Consider the following 14,024-nt stretch of genomic DNA (forward strand, 5'->3'; position numbering starts at 1 on the left):
GCGACACGCTGAGCGGGGCGGACGCCATATGCTGCAAGGCATGACGAGTGAGCCGGAACTGCAGAACGGAGTGGGGACGCAGGACGCGTTCCAGCGCCTGTGGACGCCGCACCGCATGGCGTACATCCAGGGCGAGAACAAGCCGACCGGCCCCGGGGCCGCGGACGGCTGCCCCTTCTGCGCGATTCCGGAGATGAGCGACGAGGACGGGCTGGTCATCGCCCGCGGCGGGGCCGTGTACGCGGTCCTCAACCTCTACCCGTACAACGGCGGCCACCTGATGGTGGTCCCGTACCGCCATGTCGCCGACTACACCGACCTCGACCTGGCGGAGACCGCCGAGCTGGCGGACTTCACCAAGCGGGCCATGGTCGCCCTGCGGTCGGCCTCGGGCGCCCACGGCTTCAACATCGGCATGAACCAGGGCGCCGTGGCCGGTGCGGGGATCGCCGCGCATCTGCACCAGCACGTGGTGCCGCGCTGGGGCGGCGACACCAACTTCATGCCGGTGGTCGGGCACACCAAGGTGCTGCCGCAGCTTCTCGCGGACACCCGCAAGATGCTCGCGGACGCCTGGCCCACTGTCTGAACCGACGCCTGGCTGAACGCTGAACGCCGAACCGCCCGCCCCCGCCGGGGGCGGCGTCAGTAGATGTCCGCCTCGGACGGGGTGGCGTTCTGCACCGAGCCGCCCAGGACCAGCGAGCGGGCGGTGAACTTCTCGGTGTCCACGCCGTTCTCCCGCATGACCTCGATCGCCGCCGAGTGGACCGCGCGCAGCACCGGGGTCGCCGCGCGCAGGGCGTCGTCCGCCATGAAGCGGTGCGTCCAGGGCGCGGAGGCCCAGGTGTGCCGCAGCCCGAAGGGCTCGGGAAGGACGATTTTGCCGCCCAGGTACTCCAGCACCTGGGGGAAGCGGGACAGCGGCGCGCGGGCGGCGAGCCGCACCACCTCGTCGCTCTCGACCAGCGGTATGGAGACCGTCCTGGTCTCCCAGAACTTCACCGGGTGGCTGACCTTCTTCTCCTTGGCGTCGGGCGCCGAGGTGAAGAGCGAATGCACGGGACCGAGGGCGTGGCCGGTGACCTCGACGCGCAAGGTGCTGGCCAGGACGGTCACGGTGACCAGCAGGGTTATCACCAACTGCCCGTCCCACAGGACGAACTGGATCCCCAGGTAGTGGCGGTTGCCCTTGCCGAACTGCTGCTCGTTGCAGATCCGCTGTATCTCGAAGTCCCGGACGGTGTAGCCCTCGACGTCCGCCCCGGTGGGCCGGCTGACCTTCTTGGCTCCCTCACCGACCGGTGCGACGACCCAGTGGCGTATGACGGGCTTGGGGAAGCCGCCCGTGTGCAGCGGGCCGCGTTCCAGCTCGCGCAGCCGGCCGTGCACCGCCTTGATGACGTCCCAGCTGCGGAACGGGTGGATCTCGGCGAGGCCTTCCCGCGGGGTCAGCTCCTCGGCCATCTGCCAGTCGCCCCAGCGGGTGCCCATCCCGAGTATGCCCTTGGGGCCGGCGTAGAAGACCACGTTGCTCTGCTGCTCGGCGGAGAGCTTCGCCAGGCTCTGGCGGAGCTTTTCGGCCCGGGTCTCGTTGGGGTTGCGGGGCACCGCCTCGGGGATCTTGGCGCCCACGCCGCTGCCGGAGACCAGCCCCGCCCAGCGGTCCCGCAGGTCCTTGGCGGTGCGCTCGCAGATCCGCTTGGCCCAGAACCAGCCGAGGACCGGCGCGATCATCATCACGCGCAGGTACTGCGACCAGAAGCCGGTCAGCGGCGGGTTGACGACGAAGAGCACGGCGAAGAGGCCGACCACCAGCAGCACGACCGAGCCCAGCAGCCCGGCGCGCGAACCCTCGGCCTTCTTGACCGTGCTGCGCAGCTGGAACGCCCCCAGCCAGAGCAGCACGCCCGGCAGGAAGAGCAGCCCGAAGACGACCATGATGCCCGTGAGCCGGTTGTCCCGCTCCTGCCGGATGCGATTGGCGGCCAGGCAGTGCTCGACGACGGTCTGCGGCTCGGCGCCGAAGGACTGCACCAGTTCGTTGCGCGCGGCGCCGAGCATCCGGTTCTGCACCGCGCGGGCGAAGGCCTCGCCCAAATTGGCCTGGAGCAGGGAGAGTTTGGGCGGGGTGACGACGGTCATGCCGGAGTCCGCGTCGGACAGGGCCTCCAGCGGGCTGTCCCGGTAGGCGGCCGAGGCCAGCGCCTGGGTGGCCGCGGTCTGCCCGTCGGCACCGCTCAACGGGATCTGCGCGCCCGGGCTCAGGAAGTCGTAACTGTTGCTCACTTGCGCCCCCTCCTCGTGCCCGTCCGCGCAGGCGAAAGCCCGTCCGGCCCACTCCCCGGACCGTTCCCCGGTCGCAGCCGCGGCATTCCTCCCGCGCTGCCCACACAGCGTATACGGGGGGTGTGACATGCGTCATGGGCCCGACGGAACTTGATCGTTCCGCCGGGCCCGCGACCGGTGCCGCGTGAGCGCTACTTGGCGCCCACCTCTTGGGCGTGCTGCTCTCTCAGCTTGCCGGCCAGCTGCGGAGGCATCGGTTCGTGCCGGGCATGAGTGCGCGCGTAGCGACCCATTCCGTGCGAGAGCGAACGCAGGTCGACCGCGTAGCGACCGATCTCGATCTCCGGCACTTCGGCCCGCACCAGGGTGCGGCCCTGCCCGACCGGTTCGGTGCCCAGCACCCGGCCCCGGCGGCCGGACAGGTCGCTCATGACCGGGCCGACGTACTCGTCGGGCACCATCACCCGGACCTCGCTCACCGGTTCCAGCAGGTGGATCCGGCACTGCGCCGCGGCCTCGCGCAACGCGAGCGCGCCCGCGGTCTGGAAGGCGGCGTCGGAGGAGTCCACCGAGTGCGCCTTGCCGTCGACGAGCGTGATCCGGATGTCCTCCACCGGGAAGCCCAGCGCCACGCCCCGTGCGGCCTGCGCCCGCACCCCCTTCTCCACCGACGGGATGAACTGCCGCGGCACCGCGCCCCCGACGACCTTGTCGACGAACTCGATGCCCGAACCGACCGGCAGCGGCTCGACCTCGATGTCGCAGATCGCGAACTGGCCGTGCCCGCCGGACTGCTTGACATGCCGTCCGCGTGCCGTGGCCTTCTCGCCGAAGGTCTCGCGGAGCGCCACCTTGTGCGGGACCGAGTCCACCTGGACCCCGTAGCGGGTGCGCAGCCGCTCCAGCGCGACGTCGACATGGGCCTCGCCCAGGCACCACAGCACCACCTGGTTGGTGTCCGGGTTCTGCTCCAGCCGCATCGTCGGGTCCTCGGCGACCAGCCGGGCCAGGCCCATGGACAGCTTGTCCTCGTCCGCCTTGCTGTGCGCCTGGATGGCCACCGGCAGCAGCGGGTCGGGCATCAGCCACGGCTCCATCAGCAGCGGGTCGTCCTTGGCGGAGAGCGTGTCGCCGGTCTCCGCCCGGGTCAGCTTCGCCACGCACGCCAGGTCGCCCGCGACGCAGTGCGGTACCGGCCGCTGCTGCTTGCCGAAGGGCGAGGACAGCGCGCCGATCCGCTCGTCCACGTCGTGGTCCTCGTGGCCCCGGTCCTCCAGCCCGTGCCCGGAGACATGGACCGTCTCGTCGGGGCGCAGCGTGCCGGAGAAGACCCGCACCAGACTGATCCGCCCCACGTACGGGTCGGAGTAGGTCTTGACCACCTCGGCGGCCAGCGGCCCGTCCGGGTCGCAGGTCAGCTGGTCGTGCGGGGTGCCCTGCGGGGTGCTGACCCGCGGGACCTCGCGCTCCAGAGGGGTCGGGAAACCGCCCGTGATCAGTTCCAGCAGCTCCACGGTGCCGATGCCCCGCTTGCAGCCCTCCGCCGCGGGGGCGGCGGCGAGCACGGGGTGGAACGAGCCGCGGGCGACGGCCCGTTCGAGGTCCTGGACCAGGGTCTTCATGTCCAGTTCCTCGCCGCCGAGGTAGCGGTCCATGAGGGTCTCGTCCTCGCTCTCGGCGATGATCCCCTCGATGAGCCGGCCGCGTGCCTCGTCGATCACCGGGACGTCGTCGGGCGCGGGGGTGCCTTCCTCGCGCTCGCCCGAGCAGTAGTCGTAGATCCGCTGCGACAGCAGCCCGATCAGCCCCGTCACGGGCCGGTGCCCGTCGCTGCCGGGACTCTCCTCGCCGTGCAGCGGCAGGTACAGCGGCAGCACCGACTCGGGGGAGTCGCCGCCGAAGACCGCGCGGCAGGTCTCGGTCATTTCCTCGAAGGAGGCACGTGCCGCCTCCAGGTGCGTGATGACCACCGCGCGCGGCATGCCGACCGCCGCGCACTCGTCCCAGACCATGCGGGTCGCGCCGTCCACGCCGTCGGCGGCCGAGACGACGAACAGGGCCGCGTCCGCAGCGCGCAGACCGGCCCTGAGCTCACCCACGAAGTCGGCATAGCCGGGGGTGTCGAGCAGATTGATCTTGATTCCGTCCCATTCGACCGGGACGAGCGACAACTGCACCGAGCGCTGCTGGCGGTGCTCGATCTCGTCGTGGTCGGAGACCGTGCCGCCGTCGGCGACGTGCCCGGCGCGGTTCACCGCCCCTGTGGCCAGGGCCAGCGCCTCGACCAGTGTCGTCTTCCCGGAGCCACTGTGGCCGACCAGCACCACGTTGCGTACATCGGCGGGCCGGTCGGCCGTCGATGCCCTTCCGGCGGCTCCTGGACCTGCGTCTCTCCTGTCACCCATGTGCCTCGCCTCCCGGTCCGTCACGGCATGGGGACTGCGGGCCACGGGAGACCACCCGACCAGGGCGGCCTCTGCGGCGCCCGCGGTAATTCGACCTTCCCACGCGCGTCACGGTGCGTCCATACGTCGTACGTGTGGCCGTGGGGCGGGAGCCCGGCGCATCCGGACCATCCCACCTGGCTACGATGGGCCAGCCGGGGCGGCCGCCGGAGCCGCGCCGGGCACCACCGACCTCCGGGAAGGCCATGCTGAACAAGTACGCGCGTGCATTCTTCACGCGTGTCCTCACACCGTTCGCCGCGTTTCTGCTGCGCCTGGGCGTCAGCCCGGACACGGTCACGCTGATCGGCACCGGAGGCGTGGTCGCGGGAGCGCTGGTCTTCTACCCCAGGGGCGAGTTCTTCTGGGGCACGGTCGTGATCACGCTCTTCGTCTTCTCCGACCTGGTGGACGGCAACATGGCCCGCCAGGCCGGCGTCTCCAGCCGGTGGGGCGCGTTCCTCGACTCCACGCTCGACCGGGTCGCCGACGCGGCCATCTTCGGCGGACTCGCCCTGTGGTACGCCGGGGGCGGCAACGACCTCGTGCTGTGCGCCGTGACGATCTTCTGCCTCGCCAGCGGCCAGGTGGTGTCGTACACCAAGGCGCGCGGCGAGAGCATCGGCCTCCCCGTCGCCGTCAACGGGCTCGTGGAGCGCGCCGAGCGCCTGGTGATCTCGCTGGTGGCCTGCGGCTTCGCCGGACTGCACAAGTTCGGGGTGCCGGGCATCCAGTGGCTGCTGCCGATCGCGCTGTGGATCGTGGCCGTCGGCAGCCTGGTCACGCTGGTGCAGCGGGTGATCACCGTGCGCCGGGAGGCCTTCGAGGCCGACGCCGCGGCACGCGAGGGAAGCGGGGCGGCGTGAAGGACCGGCTGACCGACGCGCTGTACGGACTGGGCTGGGGCGCCGTCAAGCGGCTCCCCGAGCCGGTGGCGGACCGCCTGGGGCGCGCGGTGGCCGACTTCGCGTGGAGCCGGCGCGGCAAGGGCGTGACCCGCCTGGAGGGCAACCTGGCACGCGTCGTGCCGGACGCCGACGAGGCCCGCCTGCGCGAGCTGTCCAAGGCGGGCATGCGCTCCTACCTGCGCTACTGGATGGAGTCCTTCCGGCTGCCCGCGTGGAGCACCGAGCGCGTCCGCGAGGGCTTCGCCCCCGAGGGCCTGCACCACCTGGTGGACGGCCTGGCCTCCGGCCGCGGCCTCGTCCTCGCCCTGCCGCACATGGCCAACTGGGACCTGGCCGGCGCCTGGGTCACCACCCGGCTCGGGGTGCCCTTCACCACCGTCGCCGAGCGCCTCAAGCCGGAGACCCTGTACGACCGCTTCGTCGCCTACCGCGAGGGCCTGGGCATGGAGGTGCTGCCGCACACCGGCGGCACCGCCTTCGGCACCCTGGCGCGGCGGCTGCGCGACGGCGGCCTGGTCTGCCTGGTCGCCGACCGCGACCTGTCCGCCTCCGGTGTCCCGGTGGACTTCTTCGGCGCGAGCGCGCGCATGCCGGCCGGGCCGGCGCTGCTCTCCGTGCAGACCGGCGCGCTCCTGCTGCCCGTCACCCTCTGGTACGACCGGTCCCGGATCCTCCAGGGCCGCGTCCACCCGCCCTTGGAGGTCCCGGAGAGCGGCACGCGCGCGGAGAAGACCTCCGCCATGACGCAGCGGCTCGCCGACGTCTTCGCCGCCGGCATCGCCGAGCACCCCGAGGACTGGCACATGCTGCAGCGGCTGTGGCTGGAAGACCTCGAAACCCGTCCGGAGCCGGCCGGAACCGCCGTCCCGGGGCAACCCGGGGACTCCGTCGCGGCGTCCCCTCCGGTGTCAGGCACTGCCTCCGACCGCTCCGGAACGGAGAAATCTTGAGGATCGGGATCGTCAGCCCGTACTCCTGGGACGTCCCCGGAGGCGTCCAGTTCCACATCCGCGACCTGGCCGAGCACCTGATCGCGCTGGGCCACCAGGTCTCCGTCCTGGCGCCCGCGGACGACGAGACCCCGCTGCCGCCGTACGTCGTCTCCTCCGGCCGGGCCGTCCCCGTCCCCTACAACGGCTCCGTGGCCCGGCTCAACTTCGGCTTCCTGTCGGCCGCCCGGGTGCGGCGCTGGCTGCACGAGGGCGCCTTCGACGTCATCCACGTCCACGAGCCCTCCTCGCCCTCGCTGGGCCTGCTCACCTGCTGGGCGGCACAGGGGCCGATCGTCGCCACCTTCCACACCTCCAACCCGCGCTCGCGGGCGATGATCGCCGCGTACCCGATCCTGCAGGCCGCCCTGGAGAAGATCAGCGCGCGCATCGCGGTGAGCGAGTACGCCCGGCGCACGCTGGTCGAGCACCTGGGCGGGGACGCCGTGGTCATCCCCAACGGCGTCGACGTCGGCTTCTTCGCCGGCGCCGAGCCCAAGGCCGAGTGGCAGGGCGGGGGCGCCACCGGATCCGGCGAAGGCCGCACCATCGGCTTCATCGGCCGCATCGACGAGCCCCGCAAGGGCCTGCCCGTGCTCATGAAGGCCCTGCCCCGGATCCTCGCGGAGCGCCCGGACACCCGGCTGCTGGTGGCGGGGCGCGGCGACGAGAAGGAGGCCGTGGAGGACCTGCCCGCGGACTTGCGCTCGCACGTGGAGTTCCTCGGCATGGTCAGCGACGAGGACAAGGCGCGCCTGCTGCGCAGCGTCGACCTGTACATCGCGCCCAACACCGGCGGCGAGAGCTTCGGGATCATCCTGGTCGAGGCGATGTCGGCGGGCGCCCCGGTGCTCGCCAGCGACCTGGACGCCTTCCGGCAGGTGCTCGACGGGGGAGCGGCCGGCGAGGTCTTCCCCAACGAGGACCCGCAGGCCCTCGCGGCGGCGGCGGTACGGCTGCTCGGCGACCCCGAGCGCCGGGCGCAACTGCGCGACCTGGGTGCGCGTCACGTGCGGCGCTTCGACTGGTCCAGGGTGGCCTCGGACATCCTGGCGGTCTACGAGACGGTCACCGCGGGCGCCGCGGCGGTGGCGGCGGACGAGCGCGTCGGGCTGCGCGCCCGGTTCGGCTTCGCCCGCGACTGAGCGCCCGCACCGGTGAGGGTCCGCCGCCTGGCGGGCCGCCCCCGGCGCACCGGTAGCCTTGCCGCCCGTGACCACCATCATCTGGGTGGCCGTGGCGGTCGTCGCCATCGGCCTCTATCTGAGCTGGACCGCGGGCCGGCTGGACCGGCTGCACGCGCGCATCGACGCCGCCCGCGCCGCGCTGGACGCGCAGCTGCTGCGCAGGGCCTCGGTCGCCCAGGAGCTCGCGACGGCGGGCGTGCTCGACCCGGCGGCCAGCATCGTGCTCTACGAGGCCGCGCACTCGGCCCGGCAGGCGGAGGACGACCAGCGCGAGGTGGCCGAGAGCGAGCTGAGCCAGGCGCTGCGCGCGGTGTTCTCCGAGGCCGACGCGGTCGACGCCGTACGGCAGGCGCCCGGTGGCGAGGACGCCGCCCGTGAGCTGACCCAGGCCGTGCGCCGGGTGCCGATGGCCCGGCGCTTCCACAACGACGCCGTGCGTGCCGCCCGGGCGCTGCGGGCGCACCGCAAGGTGCGCTGGTTCCGGCTGGCCGGGCACGCCCCGCGGCCCGTGACGTTCGAAATGGACGACGAGCCTCCGGTCGTCCTCACCGCGGACGGCGCAGCAGGCCACTGAGGCGCGATTGGCCCTTTTCCGGTCCACTTCGTGCGGTCCACCATGGGATACAGGGCAAATGCCGCTCCCCCCAGAAGTTCCGTCGCCGAGTGAGGTCACCGTGTCCAGCACGCTTCCCAGCACCCCCCAGTCCCCTGAGACCGGCACCGCGCGCGTCAAGCGCGGCATGGCCGAGCAGCTCAAGGGCGGCGTGATCATGGATGTCGTCACCCCCGAGCAGGCGAAGATCGCCGAGGACGCCGGCGCGGTGGCCGTCATGGCCCTGGAGCGGGTCCCGGCCGACATCCGCAAGGACGGCGGCGTGGCGCGCATGTCCGACCCGGACATGATCGAGGGCATCATCGGGGCCGTGTCGATCCCCGTCATGGCCAAGTCCCGCATCGGGCACTTCGTCGAGGCCCAGGTCCTGCAGGCGCTCGGTGTCGACTACATCGACGAGTCCGAGGTGCTGACCCCGGCCGACGAGGTCAACCACTCCGACAAGTGGGAGTTCACCACCCCCTTCGTCTGCGGTGCCACCAACTTGGGCGAGGCTCTGCGCCGTATCGCCGAGGGCGCGGCCATGATCCGCTCCAAGGGCGAGGCCGGCACCGGCAACGTCGTGGAGGCCGTCCGCCACCTGCGCCAGATCAAGAACGAGATCGCCCGCCTGCGCGGCTACGACAACCACGAGCTGTACGCCGCCGCCAAGGAGCTGCGCGCCCCGTACGAGCTCGTCAAGGAGGTCGCCGAGCTCGGCAAGCTGCCGGTCGTGCTGTTCTCCGCCGGCGGTGTGGCCACCCCGGCCGACGCCGCGCTGATGCGGCAGCTCGGCGCGGAGGGCGTCTTCGTCGGCTCCGGCATCTTCAAGTCCGGCGACCCGGCCAAGCGCGCCGCCGCCATCGTGAAGGCCACCACGTTCTACGACGACCCGAAGATCATCGCGGACGCCTCCCGCAACCTGGGTGAGGCCATGGTCGGCATCAACTGCGACACCCTCCCCGAGACCGAGCGTTACGCCAACCGCGGCTGGTGAACGCCGTGTGACGGGCGGGCCGGCGACGGCCTGCCCGTCCGCCGTGCCCGACCCAGCCGCCCGGAAGGTTCCCCCTGTGTCACCCGTTTCCTCTGCGTTCCCCGCGTTCCCCGTTCCACCGCGGTCCAGCAGCACGCCCACCGTCGGCGTCCTCGCCCTCCAGGGCGACGTGCGCGAGCACCTTGTCGCGCTCGCCGAGGCCGACGCCCTCGCCCGCCCGGTGCGGCGGCCCGGGGAACTCGCCGGGATCGACGGCCTGGTGATCCCCGGCGGCGAGTCGACCACCATGTCCAAGCTGGCCGTGCTCTTCGACGTCATGCAGCCGCTGCGCGACCGCATCCGCGAGGGCCTGCCCGTCTACGGAACCTGCGCCGGAATGATCATGCTCGCCGACAAGATCCTGGACGGCAGGGACGACCAGGAGACCTTCGGCGGGATCGACATGACCGTGCGGCGCAACGCCTTCGGGCGGCAGAACGAGTCCTTCGAGACCGCGGTCGCGGTCGAGGGGATCGACGGCGGCCCGGTCGAGGGCGTCTTCATCCGCGCACCCTGGGTCGAATCGACCGGCAGCGCGGTCGCCACGCTGGCCCGGCTCGACGACGGCACCACGGTCGCCGTGCGCCAGGGAAACCTGCTGGCCACCGCGTTCCACCCGGAACTGACCGGGGACCACCGCGTGCACCGCTACTTCGTCGACATGGTGCGCGCCGCCGCGTGACACGATCCCGGTAGGATCGCAGTGTTCGTGAAGCAATCGGTGACGTGAAGGAGACAGGCTGATGTCCGGCCACTCTAAATGGGCTACGACGAAGCACAAGAAGGCCGTGGTTGACGCCAAGCGCGGCAAGCTCTTCGCGAAGCTGATCAAGAACATCGAAGTTGCGGCACGCGCCGGCGGTGCCGACATCTCCGGCAACCCGACCCTTTTCGACGCCATCCAGAAGGCGAAGAAGAGCTCGGTGCCCAACAAGAACATCGACAGCGCGGTCAAGCGCGGTGCCGGTCTCGAGGCGGGCGGTGCCGACTACGAGACGATCATGTACGAGGGCTACGGCCCGAACGGTGTCGCGGTGCTCATCGAGTGCCTCACCGACAACCGCAACCGTGCCGCCTCCGACGTCCGCGTCGCGATGACCCGCAACGGCGGCTCCATGGCAGACCCGGGCTCGGTGTCCTACCTGTTCAACCGCAAGGGCGTCGTGATCGTCCCCAAGGCCGGGCTCACCGAGGACGACGTGCTCGCGGCGGTCCTGGAGGCGGGCGCCGAGGAGGTCAACGACCTCGGTGAGTCCTTCGAGGTGCTGAGCGAGGCCACCGACTTCGTCGCGGTCCGCACCGCGCTCCAGGAGGCGGGCATCGACTACGACTCCGCGGAGGCCAACTTCGTCCCCACCATGCAGGTGGAACTGGACGAGGAGGGCGCCCGGAAGATCTTCAAGCTCATCGACGCGCTCGAGGACAGCGACGACGTGCAGAACGTCTTCGCCAACTTCGACGTCTCCGACGAGGTCATGGAGAAGGTCGACGTCTGAGCCCGCGCGGCGCACACGGCCCGGGCGGCGGCCCGGTGGGGACACACCCCCACCGGGCCGCCGTCGTTGTCGGTGCCACCCGATAACCTCCAGGAACGGCTGAACGGCTGACCGAAGGAGGGAGGGGCGCGGTGCGTGTGCTCGGCGTGGACCCGGGACTGACCCGGTGCGGTATCGGCGTGGTGGACGGCGCCCCCGGAACACCCCTGCGGATGGCCGGAGTCGGGGTCGTCCGCACCCCCGCCGACGCGGACATCGGCGAACGCCTCGTCCTCGTCGAACGCGGCATCGAGGCCTGGCTGGACGAGCACCGGCCCCAAGCGGTCGCCGTGGAGCGGGTGTTCAGCCAGCACAATGTCCGCACCGTGATGGGCACGGCGCAGGCGAGCGCGGTCGCCATCCTGTGCGCCGCGCGCCGCGGCCTGCCGGTGCACCTGCACACCCCGAGCGAGGTCAAGGCCGCCGTCACCGGCAGCGGCCGGGCCGACAAGGCCCAGGTCGGGGCCATGGTCACCAGGCTGCTGCGGCTGGACGCCCCGCCGAAGCCCGCGGACGCCGCCGACGCGCTGGCCTTGGCCATCTGTCACATCTGGCGCGGCACCGCGACCAACCGCCTCCAGCAGGCGCACGCGGCCGCCCGAGCACGAATCCAGGAGCGCACGTCATGATCGCCTTCGTCAGCGGGCCCGTCGCGGCCCTCGCCCCCGACACCGCGGTCATCGAGGTCGGCGGGATCGGCATGGCCGTGCAGTGCGCCCCGGGCACCCTGGCCGCGCTCCGGCTGGGCGAGCCGGCCCGGCTGGCCACCTCGCTCGTCGTCCGCGAGGACTCCCTCACCCTCTACGGCTTCGCCGACGACGACGAGCGCCAGGTCTTCGAACTGCTGCAGACCGCCAGCGGCGTCGGCCCCCGGCTGGCCCAGGCGATGCTGGCCGTGCACAGCCCCGACGCGCTGCGCGTCGCGGTCGCCACGGGCGACGAGAAGGCCCTGACCGCGGTGCCCGGCATCGGCAAGAAGGGCGCGCAGCGCCTGCTGCTCGAACTCAAGGACCGCCTCGGCGCCCCCGTGGGCAGCCCGGCCGGCCGCCCCGCCGTGGCGGCCGGGCCCGCTTCCTGGCGCGAGCAGCTGCACACCGCGCTCATCGGCCTCGGCTACCAGCCCCGGGAGGCCGAGGAGGCCGTCGCCGCCGTCGCACCGCAGGCCGAGGCGAGTGCCGAGCCGCACGTCGGCGCGCTGCTGCGGGCCGCCCTGCAGACCCTGAACCGGACCCGCTGACCTCCCCGCCCGCCGACCGCGGGCCGCTGACCGTAAGGCGCACCGAAGTGAACTGGGACGACGAGTCCGTACCGACCACCGCCGACCGTCTGGTCGGCGCCGACGCCGACGGCGAGGACCAGGCCGTCGAGGCGGCGCTGCGGCCCAAGGCGCTGGAGGAGTTCGTCGGGCAGGAACGGGTCCGCGAGCAGCTGGACCTGGTGCTCAAGGCCGCCCGCCAGCGCGGTGGGACCGCCGACCACGTGCTGCTCTCCGGCGCCCCCGGGCTCGGCAAGACCACGCTGTCGATGATCATCGCGGCCGAGATGGGCGCTCCCATCCGCATCACCTCGGGCCCCGCGATCCAGCACGCGGGCGACCTGGCCGCGATCCTGTCCTCCCTCGCGGAGGGCGAGGTGCTCTTCCTCGACGAGATCCACCGGATGTCGCGGCCCGCCGAGGAGATGCTCTACATGGCGATGGAGGACTTCCGCGTCGACGTGATCGTCGGCAAGGGCCCCGGCGCCACCGCGATCCCCCTGGAACTGCCGCCGTTCACCCTGGTCGGCGCCACCACCCGGGCCGGACTGCTGCCCCCGCCGCTGCGCGACCGCTTCGGCTTCACCGGCCACATGGAGTTCTACGCCCCGGCCGAACTGGAGCGCGTCATCCACCGTTCCGCCCGGCTCCTCGACGTCGGCATCGATGCCGAGGGCGCCGCCGAGATCGCCGGCCGCTCCCGTGGCACCCCGCGCATCGCCAACCGACTCCTGCGCCGTGTCCGGGACTTCGCCCAGGTCAAGGCGGACGGCCGGGTCACCCGCGAGATCGCCGCCAGCGCCCTGGACGTCTACGAGGTCGACGGCCGCGGCCTGGACCGCCTGGACCGGGCCGTTCTGCAGGCCCTGCTGAAGCTCTTCGGCGGGGGCCCCGTGGGGCTGTCGACACTGGCGGTGGCCGTGGGGGAGGAGCGCGAGACGGTGGAGGAGGTGGCCGAGCCGTTCCTGGTGCGCGAGGGGCTGTTGGCACGTACGCCGCGCGGCCGCGTGGCCACGCGCGCCGCGTGGGCACACCTTGGACTCGTGCCCCCGCAGGGCGCCGGACCCGGGCAAGACGGGCTGTTCGGCCCTTGACGGCGGGGAGACTCGCCGCCGCAGGAACCACGGTGTAATGCTTGGCGTTGTTCCAGCGGCGAACGAACGCTTAGACTCCGCCGACGTCGTCCCTCGGAACGACGAGTCAATCGAGTAGATCCCGTAGATCCCGTAGACGAGGCCACCGCGGCCGTGCGAAGGACCGTCCTGACACCATGAACCTCATCCAGCTTCTGCCTTTCGTTCTGATCATCGGTGTCATGCTGCTGATGACCCGCTCCGCCAAGAACAAGCAGCGCCAGGCCGTGAACATGCGCGACCAGATGGCGCCGGGTGCGGGCATCCGCACCATCGGCGGTATGTACGCGGTCGTCAAGGAGGTCAACGACGACACGGTGCTGCTCGAGCTGGCCGACGGCGTGCACGCGCACTTCGCGAAGAACGCCATCGCCGCCGTGCTGGACCAGGCCGAGTACGACCGCATCGTCCACGGCATCGAGCCGGAGCCCGAGCCGCAGTTCGAGGCCACCGACGCCGAGCACGGCGACGACTCCGCCGAGGACGAGGACCGCGTCGACCTCGCCAAGTCCACCGACGAGGCCAAGGCACAGGACGCCCCCAAGACGGACGGCACCGACTCCAAGTAACGCCACCGCCCCGGGACGACACCCGGGGCAGGTACGTTTCACGCGTCGGCACGTCCGTACAACACATCGTGCCGCCCTGCTGCGAGC

General features: G+C 72.0%; 14 protein-coding genes. 12 read left to right on the top strand and 2 right to left on the bottom strand.

All coding sequences use genetic code 11. The features are described 5' to 3' along the window. Nucleotides 1–28 precede the first annotated feature (28 nt). On the top strand, nucleotides 29–589 hold the full coding sequence (locus ACIP9H_RS20965) for an HIT family protein (protein WP_401594090.1): 561 nt from the start codon (nucleotides 29–31) through the stop codon (nucleotides 587–589). A 56-nt stretch (nucleotides 590–645) separates the two neighbouring features. On the opposite strand, the gene ACIP9H_RS20970 is transcribed toward ACIP9H_RS20965, so the two are convergent. Together ACIP9H_RS20970 and ACIP9H_RS20975 are read right to left on the bottom strand one after the other, a co-directional pair. Beyond that, a complete protein-coding gene (locus ACIP9H_RS20970; protein ID WP_401594093.1) occupies nucleotides 646–2,289 on the bottom strand; it encodes a hypothetical protein in 1,644 nt (547 codons plus the stop codon). Nucleotides 2,290–2,480: 191 nt separating this feature from the next. Continuing rightward, a complete protein-coding gene (locus ACIP9H_RS20975) occupies nucleotides 2,481–4,694 on the bottom strand; it encodes an elongation factor G-like protein EF-G2 (protein WP_401594096.1) in 2,214 nt (737 codons plus the stop codon). A gap of 245 nt (nucleotides 4,695–4,939) precedes the next feature. Between ACIP9H_RS20975 and pgsA the strand changes: the two genes are divergently transcribed. The 11 genes from pgsA (at nucleotide 4,940) to yajC (ending at nucleotide 13,937) form a co-directional block, all read left to right on the top strand. After that, the gene (gene pgsA, locus ACIP9H_RS20980; protein WP_360916250.1) at nucleotides 4,940–5,599 is read left to right on the top strand and encodes a phosphatidylinositol phosphate synthase; all 660 of its coding nucleotides are present in this window, start codon (nucleotides 4,940–4,942) and stop codon (nucleotides 5,597–5,599) included. Continuing rightward, nucleotides 5,596–6,591, top strand: coding sequence for a phosphatidylinositol mannoside acyltransferase (locus ACIP9H_RS20985; RefSeq protein ID WP_401594099.1), 996 nt, complete (start codon nucleotides 5,596–5,598; stop codon nucleotides 6,589–6,591). Before pgsA ends, ACIP9H_RS20985 begins: the two co-directional genes overlap by 4 nt. Continuing rightward, nucleotides 6,588–7,775, top strand: coding sequence for a glycosyltransferase family 4 protein (locus ACIP9H_RS20990; protein WP_401594101.1), 1,188 nt, complete (start codon nucleotides 6,588–6,590; stop codon nucleotides 7,773–7,775). Before ACIP9H_RS20985 ends, ACIP9H_RS20990 begins: the two co-directional genes overlap by 4 nt. Before the next feature lie 58 nt (nucleotides 7,776–7,833). Then, the gene (locus tag ACIP9H_RS20995) at nucleotides 7,834–8,391 is read left to right on the top strand and encodes a hypothetical protein (RefSeq protein ID WP_401594104.1); all 558 of its coding nucleotides are present in this window, start codon (nucleotides 7,834–7,836) and stop codon (nucleotides 8,389–8,391) included. A gap of 58 nt (nucleotides 8,392–8,449) precedes the next feature. Beyond that, the gene (gene pdxS / locus ACIP9H_RS21000; RefSeq protein ID WP_360916237.1) at nucleotides 8,450–9,406 is read left to right on the top strand and encodes a pyridoxal 5'-phosphate synthase lyase subunit PdxS; all 957 of its coding nucleotides are present in this window, start codon (nucleotides 8,450–8,452) and stop codon (nucleotides 9,404–9,406) included. A gap of 76 nt (nucleotides 9,407–9,482) precedes the next feature. Then, the gene (gene pdxT, locus ACIP9H_RS21005) at nucleotides 9,483–10,127 is read left to right on the top strand and encodes a pyridoxal 5'-phosphate synthase glutaminase subunit PdxT (protein WP_401594106.1); all 645 of its coding nucleotides are present in this window, start codon (nucleotides 9,483–9,485) and stop codon (nucleotides 10,125–10,127) included. 61 nt (nucleotides 10,128–10,188) lie between these two features. After that, nucleotides 10,189–10,941, top strand: coding sequence for a YebC/PmpR family DNA-binding transcriptional regulator (locus ACIP9H_RS21010; RefSeq protein WP_401594109.1), 753 nt, complete (start codon nucleotides 10,189–10,191; stop codon nucleotides 10,939–10,941). Nucleotides 10,942–11,072: 131 nt separating this feature from the next. After that, nucleotides 11,073–11,609, top strand: a complete 537-nt coding sequence (gene ruvC / locus ACIP9H_RS21015; protein ID WP_360916231.1) for a crossover junction endodeoxyribonuclease RuvC — start codon at nucleotides 11,073–11,075, stop codon at nucleotides 11,607–11,609. Beyond that, the gene (gene ruvA / locus ACIP9H_RS21020; protein ID WP_401594114.1) at nucleotides 11,606–12,217 is read left to right on the top strand and encodes a Holliday junction branch migration protein RuvA; all 612 of its coding nucleotides are present in this window, start codon (nucleotides 11,606–11,608) and stop codon (nucleotides 12,215–12,217) included. Before ruvC ends, ruvA begins: the two co-directional genes overlap by 4 nt. A 47-nt stretch (nucleotides 12,218–12,264) precedes the next feature. Beyond that, nucleotides 12,265–13,329, top strand: a complete 1,065-nt coding sequence (gene ruvB / locus ACIP9H_RS21025; protein ID WP_401594117.1) for a Holliday junction branch migration DNA helicase RuvB — start codon at nucleotides 12,265–12,267, stop codon at nucleotides 13,327–13,329. Between the two features lie 176 nt (nucleotides 13,330–13,505). Continuing rightward, the gene (gene yajC, locus ACIP9H_RS21030; protein ID WP_401594120.1) at nucleotides 13,506–13,937 is read left to right on the top strand and encodes a preprotein translocase subunit YajC; all 432 of its coding nucleotides are present in this window, start codon (nucleotides 13,506–13,508) and stop codon (nucleotides 13,935–13,937) included. Nucleotides 13,938–14,024 lie beyond the last annotated feature (87 nt).

The sequence above is a fragment of the Streptomyces sp. NPDC088732 genome, assembly GCF_044751205.1.
Taxonomy (GTDB): Bacteria; Actinomycetota; Actinomycetes; order Streptomycetales; family Streptomycetaceae; genus Actinacidiphila.